This is a genomic window from Sphingomonas sp. SORGH_AS_0870, from assembly GCF_031453175.1.
Taxonomy (GTDB): domain Bacteria; phylum Pseudomonadota; class Alphaproteobacteria; order Sphingomonadales; family Sphingomonadaceae; genus Sphingomonas.
Map to the genome: position 1 here is coordinate 3244653 of NZ_JAVIYW010000002.1, position 21783 is coordinate 3266435.

18 protein-coding genes and 2 pseudogenes are annotated in these 21783 nt (G+C 65.8%); 8 read left to right on the forward strand and 12 right to left on the reverse strand.

Annotated features, from left to right (window positions below):
- The first annotated feature begins 38 nt into the window (after positions 1-38).
- The gene (locus QE363_RS14970; protein ID WP_309696508.1) at positions 39-710 is read left to right on the forward strand and encodes a PEP-CTERM sorting domain-containing protein; all 672 of its coding nucleotides are present in this window, start codon (positions 39-41) and stop codon (positions 708-710) included.
- Positions 711-769: 59 nt separating this feature from the next.
- On the opposite strand, the gene QE363_RS14975 is transcribed toward QE363_RS14970, so the two are convergent.
- From QE363_RS14975 to QE363_RS14985, 3 genes are all read right to left on the reverse strand, one after another.
- The gene (locus QE363_RS14975) at positions 770-2914 is read right to left on the reverse strand and encodes an alpha-galactosidase (protein WP_405053223.1); all 2145 of its coding nucleotides are present in this window, start codon (positions 2912-2914) and stop codon (positions 770-772) included.
- Between the two features lie 160 nt (positions 2915-3074).
- On the reverse strand, positions 3075-5192 hold the full coding sequence (locus QE363_RS14980) for a TonB-dependent siderophore receptor (protein ID WP_309696512.1): 2118 nt from the start codon (positions 5190-5192) through the stop codon (positions 3075-3077).
- Between the two features lie 92 nt (positions 5193-5284).
- Positions 5285-6541 (reverse strand): FAD-dependent oxidoreductase, encoded by a 1257-nt coding sequence (locus tag QE363_RS14985; protein ID WP_309696514.1) that lies wholly within the window; start codon positions 6539-6541, stop codon positions 5285-5287.
- A gap of 140 nt (positions 6542-6681) precedes the next feature.
- Here QE363_RS14985 and QE363_RS14990 point away from each other — a divergent pair, with 140 nt between their 5' ends.
- The gene (locus QE363_RS14990; RefSeq protein WP_307099894.1) at positions 6682-6897 is read left to right on the forward strand and encodes a DUF4170 domain-containing protein; all 216 of its coding nucleotides are present in this window, start codon (positions 6682-6684) and stop codon (positions 6895-6897) included.
- Positions 6898-7053: 156 nt separating this feature from the next.
- Here QE363_RS14990 and QE363_RS14995 read toward each other — a convergent pair whose 3' ends face one another.
- The 5 genes from QE363_RS14995 to carA all read right to left on the reverse strand — a co-directional run bounded on the left by QE363_RS14995 (position 7054) and on the right by carA (position 13080).
- Positions 7054-7692 (reverse strand): rhomboid family intramembrane serine protease, encoded by a 639-nt coding sequence (locus QE363_RS14995; protein ID WP_309696517.1) that lies wholly within the window; start codon positions 7690-7692, stop codon positions 7054-7056.
- 4 nt (positions 7693-7696) lie between these two features.
- Positions 7697-8173, reverse strand: a complete 477-nt coding sequence (gene greA, locus QE363_RS15000) for a transcription elongation factor GreA (protein ID WP_183953050.1) — start codon at positions 8171-8173, stop codon at positions 7697-7699.
- A 94-nt stretch (positions 8174-8267) separates the two neighbouring features.
- Positions 8268-11600: a carbamoyl-phosphate synthase large subunit gene (gene carB / locus QE363_RS15005; RefSeq protein WP_309696520.1), complete on the reverse strand. Its 3333-nt coding sequence runs from the start codon at positions 11598-11600 to the stop codon at positions 8268-8270.
- Positions 11600-11824, reverse strand: a complete 225-nt coding sequence (locus QE363_RS15010; RefSeq protein ID WP_309696521.1) for a hypothetical protein — start codon at positions 11822-11824, stop codon at positions 11600-11602. The genes carB and QE363_RS15010 overlap by 1 nt, the downstream gene beginning before the upstream one ends.
- A 74-nt stretch (positions 11825-11898) precedes the next feature.
- Complete coding sequence (gene carA / locus QE363_RS15015; protein WP_309696524.1) at positions 11899-13080, reverse strand: glutamine-hydrolyzing carbamoyl-phosphate synthase small subunit; 1182 nt, start codon at positions 13078-13080, stop codon at positions 11899-11901.
- A 140-nt stretch (positions 13081-13220) separates the two neighbouring features.
- Between carA and QE363_RS15020 the strand changes: the two genes are divergently transcribed.
- The 6 genes and pseudogenes from QE363_RS15020 to QE363_RS15045 all read left to right on the forward strand — a co-directional run bounded on the left by QE363_RS15020 (position 13221) and on the right by QE363_RS15045 (position 19711).
- On the forward strand, positions 13221-13673 hold the full coding sequence (locus QE363_RS15020; protein WP_261270902.1) for a GatB/YqeY domain-containing protein: 453 nt from the start codon (positions 13221-13223) through the stop codon (positions 13671-13673).
- 243 nt (positions 13674-13916) lie between these two features.
- Entirely contained in the window at positions 13917-14231 is a 315-nt protein-coding gene (locus QE363_RS15025; protein ID WP_309696527.1) for an endonuclease domain-containing protein, read from the forward strand.
- 152 nt (positions 14232-14383) lie between these two features.
- The gene (dnaG, locus tag QE363_RS15030) at positions 14384-16231 is read left to right on the forward strand and encodes a DNA primase (protein WP_309696529.1); all 1848 of its coding nucleotides are present in this window, start codon (positions 14384-14386) and stop codon (positions 16229-16231) included.
- Between the two features lie 142 nt (positions 16232-16373).
- Positions 16374-18399, forward strand: a pseudogene (rpoD, locus tag QE363_RS15035) (RNA polymerase sigma factor RpoD).
- Positions 18400-18537: 138 nt separating this feature from the next.
- Complete coding sequence (locus QE363_RS15040; RefSeq protein WP_309696531.1) at positions 18538-18996, forward strand: GNAT family N-acetyltransferase; 459 nt, start codon at positions 18538-18540, stop codon at positions 18994-18996.
- Between the two features lie 73 nt (positions 18997-19069).
- Positions 19070-19711 carry a peptidylprolyl isomerase gene (locus QE363_RS15045; RefSeq protein WP_309696534.1) on the forward strand — a complete coding sequence of 214 codons (642 nt, stop codon included), beginning with the start codon at positions 19070-19072 and terminating at the stop codon, positions 19709-19711.
- Positions 19712-19937: 226 nt separating this feature from the next.
- Here QE363_RS15045 and rplS read toward each other — a convergent pair whose 3' ends face one another.
- The 4 genes and pseudogenes from rplS to QE363_RS15065 form a co-directional block, all read right to left on the reverse strand.
- On the reverse strand, positions 19938-20330 hold the full coding sequence (gene rplS, locus QE363_RS15050) for a 50S ribosomal protein L19 (protein ID WP_058733020.1): 393 nt from the start codon (positions 20328-20330) through the stop codon (positions 19938-19940).
- Positions 20331-20345: 15 nt separating this feature from the next.
- Positions 20346-21061, reverse strand: a pseudogene (gene trmD / locus QE363_RS15055) (tRNA (guanosine(37)-N1)-methyltransferase TrmD); the annotation flags it as partial.
- Positions 21058-21441 (reverse strand): type II toxin-antitoxin system VapC family toxin, encoded by a 384-nt coding sequence (locus QE363_RS15060; RefSeq protein ID WP_309696536.1) that lies wholly within the window; start codon positions 21439-21441, stop codon positions 21058-21060. The pseudogene trmD and the gene QE363_RS15060, both read right to left, overlap by 4 nt.
- Positions 21434-21706 (reverse strand): AbrB/MazE/SpoVT family DNA-binding domain-containing protein, encoded by a 273-nt coding sequence (locus tag QE363_RS15065; RefSeq protein WP_309696538.1) that lies wholly within the window; start codon positions 21704-21706, stop codon positions 21434-21436. Before QE363_RS15065 ends, QE363_RS15060 begins: the two co-directional genes overlap by 8 nt.
- Positions 21707-21783 lie beyond the last annotated feature (77 nt).

Genomic DNA, 21783 nt, shown 5'->3' on the forward strand with positions numbered 1-21783 from the left:
TAGGCATGGCTCGGCCAGCAAATTGTAACGATGGTGATATGAAAAAGGTTCTTCTCGGCGTGATGGCGGCCATCGCCACCCTTTCTGCGGCGGCTCCTGCGTCCGCCGGGGTCAGCTCGACCTCGTATCTCGTGCCGCCCGTCTATGCGCGCGACACGACGGTGATCGATTTCACCAACGGCATTCCGTCGGGCTTCTCGCTGAACGGCGGCACGGTCCTGAACGACTCGACCAGCACGGGCGCCTATAAGGGCGCGATCCAGCCGTCCGGCGGCAGCGGCAACTATCTGGCCGTCGGCGCGACCAACGGCACGGTGGCCGAGCTGAAGGGCACCGGCTCGACCGGCTGGGGCGCGGTCAGCCTCCTGTGGGGCACGATCGACTCGTTCAACTCGCTCGACATCCTCGATACGCTGGGCAAGACGATCGCGACGATCACCGGCGCCGACATCGCCAACGGTCTCCTCAAGACAGGGACGACCAGCGACAATAATCGCTACGTCACCTATACGGTCGATCCCAGCACCGGACGCCAGATCGGCGGCCTGCGCTTCACCTCGCCGACCGATTCGTTCGAGGTCGACAATATCGCCTTCCTGAAACCGACCTCGGTTCCCGAACCCGGCACGATCGCGCTGTTCGCGCTCGCCGTTCTGGGCCTGGGCATGCTGCGCGCACGCAAGCTGAAGGCGCAGCCGCTGGCGCTGTGATCCGCGCCTGACAGGATCGAAAATGGAGGCGAGGACCATCGGGTCCTCGCCTTTTTTCGTCATTCCGCCTCGAACACGAAGGCGGTGCCGACGAAGTCGCCCTTGAGCGGCGCGCGCAGTCCCCGGTTCATCCAATAGGCGCCCGACGCGCGCGCGGGCACGCCCGCCGGGCGGTCGGCACCGTCGAGCATCCGCACCCGATAGACCCGCGCCGGGTCCAGCCCCTGCGCATGGATCGCGGCGGGATTGTCGCGCCACATCGACGAGTGGAGCATCTGGAACAGCACCGCCTGCCGCTTGTCCTGCCCGACATATAGGGTCGCGGCGGTCGCATTGTCGCCGGTCGGGGACTCCAGCCGATAGAGCGCGCCGCGCTGCACCGTCTCGCGAATCGTCTTGTACGCCGCCACCCATTTGCGCGCGGTGGCGAAGTCGCCCTCCCCCCATTTGTCGAGATTCGCGCCGATCCCCAGCCCGCCCTGCATCGACGACAGGAAGCGGTAGTCGAGGCTGGTGACGCGGGTATTCGCCCAATTGGGGCTGTCGGTGACCCAGGCCATCATCACCGCCACCGGATAGGCGCGCGTAAAGCCGTCCTGGATGGTCAGCCGGTCGGCGGGATCGGTATTGTCCGAAGGCCAGACCTCGTCGGTCAGCCCGATGATCCCCAGATCGACCCGTCCGCCGCCGCCCGAACAGGCCTCGATCTCCAGCTTCGGATGCCGCCGCCGCAGTTCGGACAGGATGAAATACAGGTTGCGGACATAGTCGACATAGACGCGCTGCTGGTCGACGACGGGCTGTTCGGGCCAGCCCGCCTCGGTCCAGTTGCGGTTATAATCCCATTTGAGGAAGGCGATGTCGTTCTCGCCGACCAACTTGTCGAGCACGGCGAGCAGGTGATCGCGCACATCGGTCCGCGCGAGGTTCAGAACCAGCTGGTTGCGCCCCTCGGTCCGCGGGCGACCGGGAAAGTTCAGCACCCAGTCGGGATGCGCGCGGTACAGGTCGCTGTCGACATTGACCATCTCGGGCTCGACCCACAGGCCGAAGTCCATCCCCAGCCCCTTGACCCGGTCGATCAGCGGTTTCAGCCCGTTCGGGAATTTGGCTGGATTGACCGTCCAGTCGCCCAGCCCCGCCTTGTCGCTGTTGCGCGCGCCGAACCAGCCGTCATCGACCACGAAACGCTCGACGCCGATCCTGGCGGCTTTCTCAGCAAGCGCCATCTGCCCCGCCTCGGTCACGTCGAAGGCGGTTGCCTCCCAGCTATTGTACAGGACGGGCCGTAGCCGTGCCTTACGCCCGTGCGGCAGGATGTTGGCGACCTCGAAGTCATGGAATGTCCGTGACGCGCCGCCCAGCCCCTTGTCCGAATAGCCCGCATAGAAGACCGGCGTGTCCAGCGACTCGCCCGGTTTCAGCGTCCACGAAAAGTCATAGGGGTTGTAACCGCCCGCGATCCGCACCCGGCCCAGATTGTCCGATGCCACGCTGATCCGAAACGACCCCGACCAGGCGAGCGCGCCATACCAGGCCGGACCATGGACCTCGCTGGTCAGTCCTTCGCGACCGATCGCGAACCAGGGATTATTGCCATGGCCGGTCGAGCCGCGACGGCTTTCCAGCACGGTCTCCGCCGCCTCGACCGGCACCGTCTTCCGCGTCCATTCGGCGGCATGACGGCCGGTCAGATAGTGAAGCCGGTAATCATCCCCCACCGGCAGCGAGAAGACCGCCGCCGCGAGCTGGTCGACCCGCACCGGGCGGGTATCGCCGTTGCGGACCCGCGCCGACCGCGCCACGATCCCCGTCTCGGGATCGATCATATAGGTCAGCGTCACGAACAGGGGGCGGCGGATATCGGCCAGCTCGACGGTCAGCGTCTCGCCGCTGGCCTTGTGGCTGCGATATTTCAGGACGAGATCGCGATTGCCATCGGCGAACAGCGCCTTGACGCCCGGTTCGCTGACCAGCCCCTCGCCCTGCCCCGGAAACTCCTGGAGCGTGACCGACCCCGCCGGGTCGAAGCCCGACAGCTCACCCGGCGCCTTCAACACGATGGGGTCGCCGGTCTTGACCGGATCGCCCGAGACCAGCGGGTCGCCGTCTGCCAGCGACGATCCCCAATAGAGCGGCTGGAGATAGCCCTTCTCGTCCACCCCCATGGCGTAGGTGACCCCGCCACCGTCGAGGCGGAACATCCTCGCCCCCGCCGGGGCGGTGACCCGTGCCGATACCGGGGCGGCGAGGGCGACCATGCCCACCCCCGCCGCCATGACGTTGCGCCAGCGCATCAGACTCTCCTGCAAACCTTTGCATTAAATCTGACATAAGGCGCGGGGTGGGCGCAAGCTGCTTGTCTTAAAAGGCGACCCTGGCCGACACGCGAACCGTGCGCGGTGCACCCGGATAGACCCAGACAGGGCTGTAGGAGCTCATCGCATAATGGACGTCGAACAGATTGTCCGCCTCCGCCCGGACGGTCAGCGCGGGCGTGACGCCGATCTCTCCGGCGATCTTGGCCTTGGTATAGGCGGGCAAACGCAGGCCGCTATTGTCCACTGCCCCCGCGCGATCGCCGACATAGGCCGCCCCCGCCGACACGGACCAGTCGGTGCCCCAGCCGGTCGGATAGCGGCCGACGACGAACAGCGTCCCCGAATGCTTGGCGACGTTCAGCACGTCGGGCGTGGCGAAGGTACGGTCGTCGGCGCGGGCGTCGACATAGGCATAGTTCGCCACCACCTGCCACCGCTTCGCCAGATCGAGCGAGGCGTCCAGCTCGACACCCCGGCTCTTGAGCGAACCGACCGGCGCCAGGAAGTTGGGATCGACCGGATCGTTGGTCAGGATGTTGCGCTTCTCGATGTCGAAGAAGGTCGCCGCGACGTTCACCCCCGGCCAGCGACCGGCGATGCCCAGTTCATACCCCTTGGCCTCTTCGGGGCCGAAGGACGGCCCCTGCGGATTGTCGGCGGTCGGTCGGCCGGTTCCCGAATTGAGCAGGAAGGACTCGCCCCAATTGCCATGGACCGCGATCGCGTCGGTGACGCGGTAGCGCGCGCCGAAGCGGAACTTGACCGGATCGCCCGTCGCCTCGGTCTCCAGCCCGGTCAGGTTGCGGCGCAGCTTCTGGCGATAGGTGTCGAAGCGGATGCCCCCGGTCAGGGTCAGCCGGTCGGTGACGTCCCACATGTCCTGCGCATACAGCGTTCCGACCGCCCGCTTCTCGCGCTGGTCGGTGAAATTGGCGACCGCCGGGCGCGGCTGGCCATAGACGGGATTGAAGACGTCGATGGCATAGGGGCGCGCGGCGGACGGGCGGAAACGGCGCAGCAGTTCGAGATAGTCGAGCGTATAGCCCTTGATCCCGATGCTGGGATGATGGACGCCCCAGGCGTTAAACCGGCCCGCCAGCTCGATCCGGGCGGAGAAGTCGGTCGCCTCATAGCCCCGCTCGCGCCGTTGCCGCCACAGCGTGCGGTTGTCCGAACGCAGGCTGGACTGGTCGCTCGAAAAGCCGCGCAAGGTTGTATAGCGCCAGTTCACCCCGCCATTGATCGACCATTCGCCGCCCAGCCCATGCTCGCCGGTCAGTTGCAGCCGGGTATTGTCGGCATGATGCAGCCCGTCGGCGGGCTCGCCGAAATAGCGGTTGGACGGAATGGCCAGCGCGTCGCCCCGGATGGCGGGCACGCCGCGATCGAAGGCGGAGGCGAACCGCGTATATTCGGCCAGCGCGGTCAGGCGGGTTCCGGCGTGCGGCTGCCAGGTCAGCGAGGGCGAGACGACGCGGCGCGACGGGTTGGTATAGTCGCGATAGCCGTCCGAATCCTCGCCCGCGACGACGATGCGCCCCGCCAGCGTGTCGGAGAACGGCCCCGTCACATCCAGCTCGGCGCGGCGCGTGTTGAACGATCCCACCATCACCGTGGCGTTGACCGCCGGGGTGAAGCGCGGCGTCTTCGACACGATGTTCACCCGGCCCGCCGGATCGATATCGCCGAACACCGCGCCCGCCGGGCCCTTCAGCACCTCGATCCGCTCCGTGGTGGCGGGGTCGCGCGGCGGGGCGAGGCCGCGATTGGCGAGGAAGCCGTCGATATAATATTCCGCGCCGCCGTCCGGCGTCCCCAGAAAGCCGCGAATGGCGAAATTGTCGATAAAGCCGCCGCGATTATTCTGCTGGCTGATGCCGCTGAACAATTCCAGCGCGTCGGACAGGCGATAGGTGCCGTTGGCGACCAGCAGGTCGCGCTCCAGCGAGCGGCTCGACTGCGACATGCGGCGGGTCAACAGGTCGGAGCCGAGCGTGGAATCGCGCTGCGACCGGGTGCCCAGCACGACGATGTCGCCATGATCGTCCGGCGCCGCCGCCTCCTTGCGGGTCTGCGCCATGGCGGGGCCGGTCGCCAGGATCAGCGCGACGAACGACAAGGATGCGCGGCCGAACCGCGTCGGCAAACGATGGATGAACATGACATTACTCCCGTGGAGGGGGCGCATATCCAAAGGTCGGTTGCGTTACAACATATCAATGTGACGTTTTTTTCACGCAACCGCCCGCGCCGCTAGGGCCGGGCCCAGAGGGCCTTGAGCGGCTGGGTCGAGTCGGCCAGCATTTCGGCGGGCAGCACCGCGCCGTCCACGACCAGCGGCTTGCCCTGGACGAAGTCGCGCATCGCGTTGACGCAGTCGAGCGCGACGACCCTCCCCTCCCGCAGATACAGGATCGAGAAGCTGCGCGTCGCCGGGTCGCCGCGCAGCACGGCCTGGTCATGCCCGGTGGACAGCCCGACCGTTTGCAGCTTCAGGTCATATTGGTTGGACCAGAACCACGGCACCGCGTGATAGGCGACCTCGCGCCCGACCAGCGTCCGCGCCACGACGGTCGCCTGGTCGTTGGCGTTCTGGACCGACTCCAGCCGGATCACCGCCTCGCCCGCAAAGGCATTGGCATGCGCCGCGCAGTCGCCGACCGCGAAGACATGCGGCAGGCTGGTCCGCCCCTGCGCATCGACGGTGACGCCATTGTCGCCCGCCGCCCCCGCCGCGACCAGCGGTTCGACCGAGGGGACGATGCCGATCCCGACGATCGCCATCTGCGCGGGCAGCACCGTCCCGTCGCCCAGCCTTACGCCGCAGACCGCCGTCTCGCCCTCGATACAGGCGACGCTCTCGTTCAGCCGGACGGTGACGCCATGCGCGCGGTGTTCGGCCTCGTAGAAGCGCGACAGCGTCTCGCCCGCGACCCGCGCCAGCACCCGGTCCTGCGCCTCGACGATCGTCACCTGCTTGCCGAACTTGGTCAGCACCGCGGCCGCCTCCAGCCCGATATAGCCGCCGCCGATCACCACCACCTCGCGCACCGCCGGAAGCTCGGCGATCAGGCGGTCGACATCGGCGCGGCTGCGCACGCCGTGCACCCCCGCCAGGTCATGCCCCGCACAGGTCAGCCGCCGCGCATGGCCGCCCGCCGCCCAGATCAGCGAACCATATTCGACCATCGCTCCCGCCTCGGTCGTCAGCAGCCGCGCCTCGGCATCGACCGCGATCACCCGCTCGCCCAGCCGCAGCGTCACCGCGCGTTCGTCCCAGAAGCGTTCGGGGCGGATCAGGATACGCTCGAACGGCTTGTCCCCGGCCAGATACTCCTTGGACAAGGGCGGGCGTTCATAGGGGGGATGGGCTTCCTCGCCGATCATCGCGATCGTGCCGCCAAAGCCTTCCTGGCGCAGTGCGATCGCCGCCTGCGCGCCGGCATGGCCGGTGCCGACGATCACGACATCATAGGCGACGGGCGAAGCGGGCGCGGCGGTCTGACTCATTCCCAACTTCTAGAATGACAGGGGCACCCCTGTCACCTTCCCCCCACCAACGGACATGACAAAGCGTTGCGACGCGAAACAGCATCTTCAATCCGGCCGCGCTTGTCGCTAGGGACAGGCAAACCCCATCAGGAGACACCATGAGCAAGCTGCACCTCGTGTTCGGCGGCCGCGTCAGCGATCCGCAGACCCTCGATTTCGTCGATCCCTCCGCGCTGGAAGTGGTGGGCGTGTTCCCCGACTATGCCAGTGCCGAAAAGGCCTGGCGCGCCGCCGCGCAGCGCACCGTGGACGATGCGGAGATGAAGTTCGTCGTGGTGCACCTGCACCGCCTGCTCGAGCCGACGCTGGGTTGATCCGGGTTGCCGGGCGAGGTCGGGGGCATGGCCTTCGACTTCGCCCAGGCCGATCGGGGGTTGGGCCGCAGCCCCCGCTCCGTTAGCACCGAGCGATGCTGATGCGCGGGCTGGGTGTGTGGCGCATCTACTATGACCAGACTGATTGAGCCCGGCTCAGGCGTTACGGTAGCGCCACAGCAGCAGCGGCTTCGCGAAGACCAGCCCGGCGATGAACCCGCCGATATGCGCGCCCACCGCGATCGCGCCCATCCCCATGCCCGCAAAGCCCAGCAGCAGCTGGATGCCGATCCACCCCGCCGCCAGCCACAGGACATGGGTGAATTCGGCCGACAGCCCGGCAATCCCACGGGTCGCCCGCCGCTGCCCGAAGAGCAGCGCATAGGCACCGACGATCGCCGAGATCGCGCCGCTCGCCCCGATCATCGGCGAGGCGGAACCCGGATCGGGAAAATATTGCGCCAGCGCCGCCGCATAGGCACCGACGACATAGAGGACGACGATCCCCCGCGCGCCCAGCGCCCGCTCCGCCTGCGCGCCGCAATAGACCAGCATGACGAGGTTGAACGCGATATGCGCAAAACCGCCATGGATCAGCGTGGCGGTCAGCGGGGTCAGCAGCGTCGGCACCGCAAAGCCCAGATCGGGGGGCAGCGCCGCCCCCTCGAACCGCAACGGGATGAAACCCGCCCCGATCGCCGCATCGGGCACCAGCCCCGTGACGATCAGCAACAGCGACACGACCGCCGTCACGACCGCGATGGCCGTCGTCGCGCGTGCCGCTGCCCAATTCATCGGATCAGATGAATTCGATCTTGCTGACGAGATAATAGCGGTCGCCCGACGGCACCGTCACCTCGACCTCTTCGTCCAGCTTGCGCCCGATCAGCGCACGGCCGAGCGGTGAGTTGTAGCTGATCCGGCCGGTCTTGGCGTCCGCCTCGGTCTGGCCGACGATCTGGTACTTGACCGGCTTGTCGTCCTCGTCGAGCAGCGTGACGGTCGCGCCGAACACGATCTTGTCGCCCGACAAGTCCTTCGGATCGATGATCTGCGCACGGCTCAGCTTGTCCTCGATGTCGGCGATCGTCGCCTCCACCTGGCCCTGCCGTTCCTTGGCCGCATGATATTCGGCGTTTTCGGACAGGTCGCCGTGTGCACGCGCTTCCTCGATCGCGTCGACGATCAGCGGCCGTTCCTCTTTCAGACGCCGCAGGTCCTGGGTGAGCTTGTCATAGCCCTCCTGGAGCATCGGCATCTTTTCGACGGTCGCCATAATCCTAGTCCCCACTTCCATACGCATTCCCGGTACGGACCGCCCTCCCAACCGGGAAAGCGGTCCGCCAGCACATCATGTTCTCATGTCGGGATCAGTTGTGCGAACGCGAATAGTAGGATTGCAGGGGACGTACTTCAAGACCACGGGTGCCCGCAGCCGCAATCGCCTTGGCCGCCTCGATGCTGGCGGGGGCCGTGGTGAAGTACGGAATCTTCTGCCCCAGCGCGGCTTCGCGGATCGGCTTGGAGTCCTTCAGGCTCTGCCACCCTTCCGTGGTGTTGAAGATCAGGGTGATGCCGCCGTCCTTGATCCGGTCGACGATATGCGGCCGTCCCTGCGCCACCTTGTTGATCTTCTCGACGGTGACCCCTGCGCGGTCGAGATAATCGGCGGTGCCGCCGGTCGCGACGATCGCGAAGCCCGCCTCCGCCAGCATCCGGGCGGCGGGAACGATCTGTTCCTTGTCGCCGTCCTTCAGGCTGATGAAGACCGCGCCGCTGGTCGGCAGGACGGTGCCCGCGCCCAGCTGCGACTTGGCGAAGGCGGTGGTGAAGTCGGGGTCGATGCCCATGACCTCGCCGGTCGACTTCATTTCGGGCGACAGCACCGGATCGACACCGGGGAAGCGCGCGAAGGGGAAGACCGCTTCCTTGACCGCATAATAATCGATGTGGCGATCGATCTGCGGCAGGTCGGCCAGCTTCTCGCCCGCCATGACGCGCGCGGCGATCTTGGCGATGGGGGTGCCGATCGCCTTGGCGACGAAGGGCACGGTGCGGCTGGCGCGCGGGTTCACTTCGATCAGATAGACCTGGCCGTCCTTCACCGCGAACTGGATGTTCATCAGGCCGCGCACGTTCAGGCCGCGCGCCAGCGCCTCGGCCTGACGCTCGATCTCGGCGATGATCTCGGCCGACAGGCTGTAGGGCGGCAGCGAGCAGGCCGAGTCGCCCGAATGGACGCCCGCTTCCTCGATATGCTGGAGCACGCCCGCCACGACGACCTGGTCGCCGTCGCAGATCGCGTCCACGTCCACCTCGATCGCGTCACGCAGATACTGGTCGATCAGGACCGGGGCATCGCCCGACACCTGCACCGCCGTCTGGATATAATCCTCCAACTGCTGGGGCCCGTCGACAATCTCCATGGCGCGGCCGCCCAGCACGAAGCTGGGGCGCATCAGCACCGGATAGCCGACACGCTCGGCGACGATCAGCGCTTCCTCGCGGCTGCGCGCGATGCCGTTCTTGGGCTGGAGCAGCTTCAGCTTGTCGACCAGCGCCGCGAACTGCTCGCGGTCCTCGGCCAGGTCGATCGCATCGGGGCTGGTGCCCAGGATTGGGATACCGGCCGATTCCAGCGCGCGGGCGAGGTTCAGCGGGGTCTGGCCACCGAACTGCACGATCACGCCGACCAGTTCGCCCTTCGACTTCTCGACGTCGAGAATGGCGAGCACGTCCTCGGCGGTCAGAGGCTCGAAATAGAGCCGGTCCGAGGTGTCATAGTCGGTGCTGACCGTCTCCGGGTTGCAGTTGACCATGATCGTCTCATAGCCCGCATCCGCCAGCGCGAAGCAGGCGTGGCAGCAGCAATAGTCGAACTCGATGCCCTGCCCGATCCGGTTCGGACCGCCGCCCAGGATCACGATCTTCTTGCGGTCGCTGGGCACCGCCTCGTCCTCGGGCTCGCCGAAGGTCGGGGCCTCATAGGTCGAGTACATGTACGGCGTCTTGGCGTCGAACTCGGCCGCGCAGGTGTCGATCCGCTTGAAGACCGGACGCACGCCCAGCTTCTGGCGATGCTCGCGCACCTCCTGCTCGGTCACGCCGCCGGTCATCATCTTGACGACCTCATGGATCAGGCCCGAACCGCGCGCGATGCCGCGATCCATGCCGCGCAGGTTCGCCGATTGCAGCGCCAGATAGGCCAGCCGCTTGTCGGAGAAGCCCATCGCCTTCAGGCGGCGCATACCGGCCGCGTCCTGCGGCAGGCCGTTCTGCATCACCTCGGCCTCGGCCGCGACGATCTCGGCGATCCGCTCCAGGAACCAGGGATCGTATTTGGCGATCGCATGGACCTCGGCGACGGTGAAGCCTTCGCGCAGCGCCTGCGCCGCGACCAGCAGCCGGTCCGGGGTCGCCTTGGCCAGCGCCGCCTCGATCTCGGCACGCGGCGCGCCCGCCAGCTGCTCGACATCGTTGAAGCCGCTCAGGCCCGTCTCCAGACCGCGCAGCGCCTTCTGCATCGATTCATGGATGTTGCGGCCGATCGCCATCACTTCGCCGACCGACTTCATCGCGGTGGAGAGGACGGGCTCCGAGCCCTTGAACTTCTCGAAGGCAAAGCGCGGGATCTTGGTGACGACATAGTCGATCGTCGGTTCGAACGAAGCCGGGGTCGCGCCGGTGATGTCGTTCTCGATCTCGTCCAGCGTATAGCCGACCGCCAGCTTGGCCGCGACCTTGGCGATCGGGAAGCCGGTCGCCTTCGACGCCAGCGCGGATGAGCGCGACACGCGCGGGTTCATCTCGATGACGATCAGGCGGCCGTCCTTGGGATTGACCGCGAACTGCACGTTCGAGCCGCCCGTCTCCACGCCGATCTCACGCAGCACCGCCAGGCTGGCGTTGCGCATGATCTGATATTCCTTGTCGGTCAGGGTCAGCGCGGGCGCGACGGTGATCGAGTCGCCGGTATGGACGCCCATCGGATCGATATTCTCGATCGAGCAGATGATGATGGAATTGTCGTTGCGATCGCGCACGACCTCCATCTCATATTCCTTCCAACCGAGGAGCGACTCCTCGATCAGCACCTCGGTCGTCGGCGAAGCGTCGAGCCCGGCGCGGACGATCGCGATGAACTCCTCGCGATTGTACGCGACGCCGCCGCCGGTGCCGCCCAGCGTGAAGCTGGGGCGGATGATGGCGGGCAGGCCGACCTTCTCCAGCCCCTCCAGCGCTTCCTTCTCGGAATGCGCGATCGCCGAGCGGGCCGATTCCAGCCCGATCTTCTCCATCGCGACCTTGAACTTCTGACGGTCCTCGGCCTTGTCGATCGCCTCGGCATCGGCGCCGATCATCTGGACGCCGAACTTCTCCAGCGTGCCGTCATGGAACAGCGCCAGCGCGGTGTTCAGCGCGGTCTGGCCGCCCATGGTCGGCAGGACCGCGTCGGGGCGCTCCTTCTCGATGATCTTGGCGACGACGGCGGGCGTGATCGGCTCGACATAGGTCGCGTCGGCCAGCTCGGGATCGGTCATGATCGTCGCCGGGTTCGAATTGACCAGGACGATGCGATAGCCCTCTTCCTTCAGGGCCTTGATCGCCTGCGTGCCCGAATAGTCGAACTCGCACGCCTGACCGATGACGATCGGACCAGCGCCGATGACGAGGATGGAGGAGATGTCGGTGCGTTTTGGCATTAGTTTTTAAACCTAAATACGAAGCTGTTTGAAGGAGCTTTGATGACGCCGTCGCCGCCAAACAGCCGCGCCACACAATCTAGCTTTGCGTCCCAATCCCCGGGCTTGATGCCAAACGGTGCCTCGATGATCGACGGGCGTCCTGTCAGGAAACTTCCGCCAACCAGTTTGGCACCGTTCAGCTTGCACCGACTTTTGGCGAACGAGAATTCGCCATTCGTCATCGGACTGCCGAAAATAAGCCCGCATCCACCGAGCAGCCCATATAGGCCAACAGCGGATACAAGCCTTAAGCTATTCACCGAAGCGACCCCACGAACCGCTCGAACAGATAGAAGCTGTCCTGCGGCCCCGGCGAGGCTTCGGGGTGGTACTGGACCGAGAAGGCCGGACGGTCGGTCAGTTCCAGACCCGCATTCGACCCGTCGAACAGCGACACATGAGTTTCGCGCGCGTTGGCGGGCAGCGTCTCGCGCTCGACCGCGAAGCCGTGGTTCATGCTGGTGATCTCGACCAGACCGTCGGACAGGCGCTTGACCGGATGGTTCGCGCCGCGGTGACCCTGGTGCATCTTGGTGGTCTTGGCGCCCACCGCCAGACCCAGAAGTTGATGGCCGAGGCAGATGCCGAACAGCGGCTTACCCGTGTCGAGCAGTTGGCGGATCACCGGCACGGTATATTCGCCCGTCGCCGCCGGATCGCCGGGGCCGTTGGACAGGAAGATGCCGTCCGGGTTCAGCGCCATCACGTCCTCGTAAGAAGCAGTGGCAGGCACCACCGACACCTTCGCTCCGGCCTGGACCAGGTTGCGGAAGATGTTGTGCTTGCTGCCATAATCGATCGCGACGACGTGCGGGCGATCCTCACCCTCGGAACCGGCATAGCCGAAGCCCAGCCGCCACAACCCGCCTTCGCGCGTCTCGCCCCAGCCATAATGCAGCTCGGTCGACACGTCCTTGGCGAGGTCCATGCCCTCCAGCCCCGGCCAGGCGCGGGCCTTTTCGAGCAGTGCAGGCAGATCGAACTCGCCCGAAGCCGAATGCGCGATCACGCCGTTGGGCGCGCCGCCTGCACGGATGCGGCGGGTCAGCGCGCGGGTGTCGATGCCCGCCAGGCCGATGCGGTTGTGCCGCGCCATCCATCCGGCAAGGTTCTCCATCGCGCGGAAGTTGGACGGGGCGGTCGGGTCCTCGCGGACGATCATGCCCAGCGCGTGCGGCGCGTCCGCCTCGATATCGTCGGGGTTGGCCCCGACATTGCCGATATGCGGGAAGGTGAAGGTGATGATCTGCCCGGCGAAGGACGGATCGGTCATGATCTCCTGATAGCCGGTCATCGCGGTGTGGAAGCACACCTCTCCGACGGCATCACCCTCGACGCCGAAACCGCGCCCCCATAACACGTCTCCGTTCGCCAGAACGAGAACGCCCGTGGCGCCTTCAGGCTTTTCGGGCATGGCGAATGGCTTGGCGTCGGCCATGATCGGCGGGCACTCCTGCTAAAATGTCTGCAATGTCGCTAAGTGGCGTCCGCTAGGGCCATACGGGCGTCGCGTCAACCGGTTCACGTGATCGGTTCGGGGCGCTATCGTCTCCGCCTTTCAGACAAGACGGACAAAACATGATTCGCGACGACATCAAGGCCGCGCAGGTGGCCGCCATGAAGGCTGGCGACAAGGAAAGCCGCGCGGCGATCAGCCTGATCCAGGCCGCCATCAAGAACCGCGACATCGAACTCCGCACCGGCGAAGCGCCCGCCGATGACGACATGGTCGTGATCGAAGTGCTGCAGAAGATGGTCAAGCAGCGCCGCGAATCGATCGCCATGTACGAACAGGGCGGTCGCCAGGAACTGGCCGACCAGGAAAAGGCCGAGGTCGCGGTGATCGAGCGCTTCCTGCCGCAGACGCTGACCGAGGACGAGACCAAGGCCGCGATCGAGGCGATCAAGGCGGAGATCGGCGCGTCGGGCATGAAGGACATGGGCCGGGTGATGGCCGAACTGAAGGCGCGGCATGCGGCGGTGCTGGATATGAGCAAGGCCAGCGGGCTGGTGAAGGCGGCGTTGGCGTGATGTGATGGGGGAGTGGGGCCGGTGGATCGTTCTGATCGCGAGCGTGGTCCCCTCCCCCAACCCCTCCCGCCTGCGGGAGGGGAGCCTGTCGGGTTTCGTGGAGAGGATTGCGCTCCGCAAAGTCCGCATCCCCTCCCGCAGGCGGGAGGGGACCGAGGGGAGGGCCCCCGACCTTTCCGCGAAAACCGCCCTACGAGGCAGGCGCGAGAACTTCGCCTAAACCCGACCGATGCCGAACGCAGATTGTGGCGGGCCTTGTCGAGACGGCAGGTCGCAGGCGTTCGCTTCAATCGCCAAGTGCCGGTCGGCCCGTACATCGCCGACTTCGCCGCCCGATCGGAAAAGCTGATCGTTGAAGTCGATGGTGGCCAGCACGACGCTCAAGCCGCTTACGACGAAGCCCGGACCCGCTATCTCGACGCCCAAGGCTGGCGGGTAGTCCGCTTCTGGAACAACGACGTTCTTGGTAATCTGGAGGGCGTTGTTGCAATTATTGAGCGCACGCTTGCGGAAAGGCCCTCCCCCAGCCCCTCCCGCCTGCGGGAGGGGAGCCTGTAACGCTCGGCGGAGAGAACTGTCCTCCGCCAAATGTGCTTCCCCTCCCGCAAGCGGGAGGGGATCGAGGGGAGGGCAAACCCGGACCATCCACCCCACCCAGACCCTTGCCAAAAACCCCCTCTTTCGCTACCCATTATAATCGCGCGGACGCCATGAGCCTGACCCCGCAATTCCTTGACGAGCTTCGCGCTCGCACGAGCCTGTCGGCGCTGATCGGCAAGACGGTGAAGCTGCAAAAGGCGGGCCGGGAATATAAGGGCTGCTGCCCCTTCCATAACGAAAAGACGCCCAGCTTCTACGTCAACGACGACAAGGGCTTTTACCATTGTTTCGGCTGTTCGGCGCATGGCGATGCCATTCGCTGGATGACCGACCAGCGCGGCCTGCCCTTTATCGATGCGGTCAAGGAACTGGCGCAGGCCGCCGGGCTCGAAGTCCCCGCACAGGACCGTCGCGCCGCGCAGAAGGCGGAGCGGGCCAAGGGGTTGCACGATGCGATGGCGGACGCCGCCGCATGGTTCTCCGAACAGCTGGGCGGCCTGTCGGGCGGCGATGCCCGCGAATTGCTGACCCGTCGCCGGGTGACGCCCGAGACCGCACGCGCCTTCGGCCTGGGCTTCGCGCCCGACAGCCGGGGCAAGCTGAAGGCCGCGCTGAAGGATTATGGCGATCCGGCGCTGATCGAGTGCGGGCTGCTCATCAAGGTCGATGGCAAGGACCCCTATGACCGGTTCCGCGGCCGGTTGATGATCCCGATCCGCGACGCGCGCGGCCGGGTGATCGCGTTCGGCGGCCGGATCATCGGCGAAGGCGAGCCCAAATATCTCAACTCGCCCGACACCCCCCTCTTCGACAAGGGGCGCACGCTCTACAATCTCGACCGCGCCGCGCCTGCCGTGCGCAAGTCCGGCCGCGTGCTGGTGGTCGAGGGCTATATGGACGTGATCGCGCTGGCCCAGGCGGGGATCGCCGAGGCGGTGGCGCCGCTCGGCACCGCGCTGACCGAGAACCAGCTCGAACGGCTGTGGCGCATGGTCGACGTGCCGACCCTGTGCTTCGACGGCGACGCCGCCGGGCAAAAGGCCGCGATCCGCGCCGCGCACCGCGCGCTGCCCCTGCTCCAGCCGGGCAAGAGCCTGTCCTTCGTCACCCTGCCGCAAGGGCAGGACCCCGACGATCTGGTCCAGGAAAAGGGCGCGGCGGGCTTCGAGGCGGTGCTCACCCGCGCCACCCCGCTCAGCGACCTGCTCTGGCAGGCCGAGATCGCGCAGGCGCAGACCGACACGCCCGAGGGGCGCGCCGCGCTGAAGCAGCGGCTGGAGGAACTGGCGCAGCAGATCCCGCACAAGGATCTGGCCTACGAATATAAGCGCGCCTTGATGTCGCGCTATTTCGACGTCTTCGGCATCCGACGGGTCAATGCGGCGGCACTTCATCAGGCGGTTGCCGAGGCCAACCGACACGTTGGCCGCGGAGTTGACTATTCCCTAAAGCGCGCCTTGTTGCTGGGATTGATGCGGTACCCCCATGTTCTCTATCGATACATGGATGAGATAAGTCGCCTTGATTTGGTTGATCGATATCTTTGCAATTGGAAAAATCATCTCTTGGACATTGCGATTGACCATCCAGCTTGGTCAACAAGAGATTCCAGAGAAGTCGAAAGTCTAATCGAGGAAATCCTAGCGACAACGGACGTCGACCCGATCGACGCGCGCGACTATACCCGCGACCTCGCCTTCAGCTTCTTCAGCAAGATGTCCGACCCCGCCATCGCCGTGCGCGATCTGGAAAAGGTCATCGAGGTGATGCTGGAGGAAAGCGAGACGCGTGCGAACCGCGAGCGCGCGGTCGAGGCGTTCCGCGCCGACATGACCGAGGATCGCTTCGCCGAACAGACGCGGTGCCACGCCGCCCATGCGCAATCGCTGGACCAGCTTTATCGCTGGCTGGAGGCGGCCCGCGACCTGGCGGACAAGCAAGCCGGGGAGGCCGCTTGATACGGCTACCCCCGCGCCCCATATCCGGGGCATATTGGGCGACCCACGCCCACACTGGAAAATTACGCATGGCCCCCTCACCCGCTTGCCAAACCGGCGGCGTGCGTGAAAGAGGCCGGGCATTGAGACCCGAGGGCATTTGATGGCGAAGGCGAATATGGCGGCGGATACGACCGATACCACGGAAACGGGCGATGCGCCGCTGATCGACCTGAACGAAGCGTCGATCAAGAAGCTGATCGCGCGTGCCAAGAAGCGCGGCTACATCACCTATGACCAGCTGAACGAGGCGCTGCCGCAGGACCAGATGTCCTCCGACCAGCTTGAGGATATCATGGCCGCCCTCAACGAGATGGGCGTCAATATCGTCGAGAATGAGGAGCAGGGCGAGGACGGCGAGTCCGAGGAGGAGGCCGACGACGCCGAGGCCAGCGATGGCGACGTCGATTCCGGCCCCCAGCCCGAGGCGAAGAAGAAGGAAACCGTCGATCGCACCGACGATCCGGTCCGCATGTACCTGCGCGAAATGGGCGCGGTCGAGCTGCTGTCGCGCGAGGGCGAGATCGCCATCGCCAAGCGGATCGAGGCGGGTCGCGACACGATGATCCTGGGGCTGTGCGAAAGCCACGATCACCTTCAACGCGATCATCGACTGGTCGACCGCGCTGAACGAAGGCACGATGCAGCTGCGCGAGATCCTCGATCTCGACGCCATGCTGTCCAAGGACGCCGGCCCGGAAAATCTGGGCGAGGAGGACGAGGACGACAATGGCGAGATCAGCGCCAAGAACGCCGGTCCGCAGTTCAAGGAAGAGGAAGAGCCCGAGGAGCCCTCGATCGACGAGGATGACGAGGGCGGCGAGCGCCGTGGCCCGCGCGCCGAGGACGAGGAGGAGGACAACACCCTCAGCCTCGCCCAGATGGAGGAGACGCTCAAGCCGCAGGCGCTGGAGAAGTTCGCCAACATCACGAACATCTACAAGAAATTCTCGAAGGTCCAGCAGCAGCGCCTGGAAGCCATGGCACTGGGCGGCGAGCTGTCGGCGGCGGACGAGCGCAAGTATCACAAGCTGCGCGAAGAGCTGACCGCCGAGGTCGAGAGCGTCCAGTTCCACAACGCCAAGATCGAATTCCTGGTCGACCAGCTCTATGCCTTCAACCGCCGCCTGACCGCGCTGGGCGGCCAGATGCTTCGCCTGGCCGAGCGGCACAAGGTCAACCGCAAGGACTTCCTCGACCGTTATCTGGGTCACGAGCTGGACGAGAACTGGCTCGACACGGTGCGCGGGCTCGACAAGAAGTGGGGCAATTTCGCGTCCAACGAAGCCGCCACGGTCGACCGCATCCGCAGCGAGATCGCCGAGATTTCGCAGCAGACCGGCATGGCGCTGACCGAATTCCGCCGCATCGTGAACATGGTGCAGAAGGGCGAGCGCGAGGCGCGTATCGCCAAGAAGGAAATGGTCGAGGCCAATCTGCGCCTCGTCATCTCGATCGCCAAGAAATACACCAATCGCGGCCTGCAGTTCCTGGATCTGATCCAGGAGGGCAATATCGGCCTGATGAAGGCGGTCGATAAGTTCGAATATCGCCGCGGCTACAAGTTCAGCACCTATGCGACGTGGTGGATCCGGCAGGCGATCACCCGCTCGATCGCCGACCAGGCGCGGACCATCCGCATCCCGGTCCACATGATCGAGACGATCAACAAGCTGGTCCGTACCAGCCGCCAGTTCCTGCACGAGCAGGGCCGCGAGCCGACCCCGGAAGAGATGGCCGAACGCCTCTCCATGCCGCTGGAGAAGGTGCGCAAGGTGATGAAGATCGCCAAGGAGCCGATCTCTCTCGAAACGCCGATCGGCGACGAGGAGGATTCGCACCTGGGCGACTTCATCGAGGACAAGAACGCGGTCATCCCGGTGGATGCGGCGATCCAGGCCAATCTGAAGGAAACAGTCACCCGCGTCCTGGCCAGCCTGACCCCGCGCGAGGAGCGCGTGCTGCGCATGCGCTTCGGCATCGGCATGAACACCGACCACACGCTGGAAGAGGTAGGCCAGCAGTTCTCGGTCACGCGCGAGCGTATCCGCCAGATCGAGGCCAAGGCGCTCCGCAAGCTGAAGCACCCCAGCCGCAGCCGCAAGATGCGCAGCTTCCTCGACCAGTAAGGTCGGACGCCACGAAACGGAAAAGCCGTCGACCACCCGGTCGGCGGCTTTTTTGTGGACCATTGCCTGCCGCCCCCATCCGGACCGCGATAGACTGCCCCCATCAGCCGTCTCGCACGCTGGACCCAAGGGACTGACATGGAAATTCGCCTCGACGATCCGACCGCGCCGCATGTCGCCGATCTGCTCGCCTATCACCTGCGCGATATGCGCGGCGAGGCGGAGGAATTTTCCTTCGCGCTCGACGCCTCGGCGCTGGCCGATCTCGGTATCTCCTTCTGGACGATCTGGGACGGCCCCGCGCTGGCCGGTTTCGCCGCGCTGAAGCAACTGGACACCCGGCATGGCGAAGTGAAATCCATGCGGGTCGCGCCCGACTTTCTGGGCCGGGGCATCGGCCGTGCGCTGCTCGACCATGTCATCGCGGAGGCGCAGCGCCGCGCTTATGATCGGATCAGCCTGGAAACGGGAACCACGCCGCCCTATCAGCCCGCCGTCGCGCTGTATCGCAGCGCGGGCTTCCGATCCTGCGAGGCCTTTGCCGATTACCAGCCCAGTCCGCATAACCAGTTCTTCACGCGCGATCTGACCGCCTGATCGGGGCCGCCATTCGGCGCATCTCATGGGTTTGGGCTCCACAATCGCGGCCGGGGGCGATAATCCCCGGCGGATGAAATGCCTGCTCCCGCTGGTCGCCCTGCTGGTCGCCGCCGCGCCCGCCAACCAGAATGTCCCCCGCCCCGGCTATGTCCGGGTGCAGATCAACACCTCCGAAGGGCCGATCGTCGTCGCGCTCGACACGCGCCACGCGCCCGCGACGTCGAAGAATTTCCTGGCCTATGTCGATGACGGGCGATTCGACGGGACGGTCTTCTACCGCACCGCGCGCGACAAGCGGAACCCGAAGGAGGGCTTCGTCCAGGGCGGCATCCGCACCGACGCGCGGCGCATCCTGCCGCCCTTCCCGCTCGAGACGACGGCGAAGACCGGGCTCAAGCATCTCGACGGCACCATTTCGATGGCGCGGGGGCAGTCGCCGGACTCGGCGGGCGGCAATTTCTTCATCACGGTCGGCCCCACGCCGGGCATGGACGCGCGTCCCGGCTATCAGGGCTATGCCGCCTTCGGCCGGGTCGTGGCGGGCATGGACACGGTGAAGAAGATCCTCGCCAAGCCCTCGGGCGGCGGGCTGGACGCCATGAAGGGCCAGATGATCCTGAAGCCCGTGCGGATCATGACCGCCAAAAGGCTGGACGGCACGCCCCGGCCCACCGGCGAGCCGAAGATGTGGCTGTACAATTTCGGGGGGTAACGCCCCTTACCCATCCCCCCGTTCAGCCTGAGCGAAGTCGAAGGCCAAGGGATGCCCTTGCCCCATGAGGTGGCGAGCATTGAAGCGTGGCCTTCGACTACGCTCAGGCTGAACGGGGGGCGGTATTCTGTCGGGCTGAACGGTCATTTGGCACAAAGAAAAAGGGCGGCGGCACCGTGGTGCCACCGCCCTTTCCTGTCGAACCGCAAGCGGTACGCCGCACCGATTACTCGGCGGCAGCGGTGCCCTTGGCCGGACGCGGATCGCGACGCTCGGCGATACGCGCCGACTTGCCGGTGCGGCCGCGCAGGTAATAGAGCTTCGCACGACGCACGGCGCCGCGACGAACCACTTCGATCGAGTCGACGTTCGGCGAGTAGAGCGGGAAGACGCGCTCCACGCCCTCACCGAAGGAGATCTTGCGGACGGTGAACGACGAGCCCATGCCCTTGTTCGCGCGGGCGATGCAGACGCCCTCATAGAACTGGACGCGAGTGCGCTCGCCTTCGACGACCTTCACACCGACCTTCAGCGTGTCGCCGGGGCGGAATTCGGGGATCTTCTTCGTCTCGTTGAACTTGGCGATCTGCTCAGCTTCGATCTGCTGGATCACGTTCATGACACTATTCCTCAATCGTCGCCGCGCGCCAGAGGGCGACCGACCCGAACGCCCTCATGACGTTCCCAAAGGTCCGGCCGCCTTGACCGTGTATCCTCGCAAGCCCTGGCATGACGCCATTTTGCGATTTTCGCATGATCCCCCGATCGCAGCACTTCAGGGATCGTGCGCCCTTCCCACTCGGCGGGTCGGGTATATTGCGGATATTCGAGGAGGCCGCTTTCGAAGCTTTCCTCGACTCCACTGGAAGCCGCGCCCATTACGCCGGGAAGCAGCCGAACGCAAGCGTCGAGCAGCACCAGCGCCCCCATCTCGCCGCCCGACAGGATATAGTCGCCGATCGACACCTGTTCGATGCCGCGCGCCTCGAACAAGCGTTCGTCGAACCCCTCGAACCGGCCGCACAGCACGGTGACGCCCGGCCCCGCCGCCAGTTCGCGCACGCGCGGCTGGGTCAGGGGGCGGCCGCGCGGCGTCATCGCCAGCACGGGGCGGTCGTCGGCGACCGAGTCCACCGCCGCCGCCAGCACATCGGCGCGCAGCACCATGCCCGCGCCGCCGCCAGCGGGCGTATCGTCGACCGAGCGATGCTTGTCGGTGGCGAAGTCACGGATCTGCACCGTCTCCAGCGCCCAGCGATCCTCGCGCAGCGCCCGCCCCGCCAGCGAAGCCCCGAGCGGTCCCGGAAACATCTCCGGATAGAGTGTCAATATCGTTGCGCGAAAGGTCACAGCGTCCAATTCTCGATGGTCAGGCCGGGGATGTCGGCGAAGTCGGCCTCGTTGTTGGTCACCAGCGTCAGCCCGGTCGCCAGGGCATGCGCGCCGATCAATCGATCGAACCGCCCCCGGCGGAATGGAATCGTCGCATAGGCAGATGCGGCACGCCGGTCGAACGGCAATATCGGGACACGCTCGAAAAAGCGATCAAATGCCGCAATCGCCTCCGCGCCATGACGTTCCAGCCCGCGCATGATCTCGGCATAAGTGATCGCCGATGCCACCGCACTGCCGGGCTCGCAGGTCGCCAGATGCTGTGCGGCCCGCCCCCCTGCATCGCGCAGCACATAGATGCAGATATTCGAGTCGAGCAGATAGCGCGGCTCAATCACGGCCGAGCAGCTTTCCGTCCCAGTCCAGCTCGCGCGGTTCCATTTCGCGTTCCTCGCGCGTCAGCGGCTCCAGCCACGGCATCGACCCCGCAATCCCCGTCAGGTCGATCGTCTTGCGCGGCGCCTGGACGGGCTCGAACACATAACGCCCCTGTTCTTCGCGCAACGTCATCTCGGTCCCCTCGGTCAGGCCCAGCGCGGCGGGCAGGCGCAGCGCGAGCGAGTTGCCCGAGCGGAAGACCTTGGCCTGATAATCCTTGCCCATATCGCCTCCGTATATACACCGCGTATATACATCAAACCGCCTTTCCCGCCAAGGAACGTTGCGCCGCGTGGCGCTTT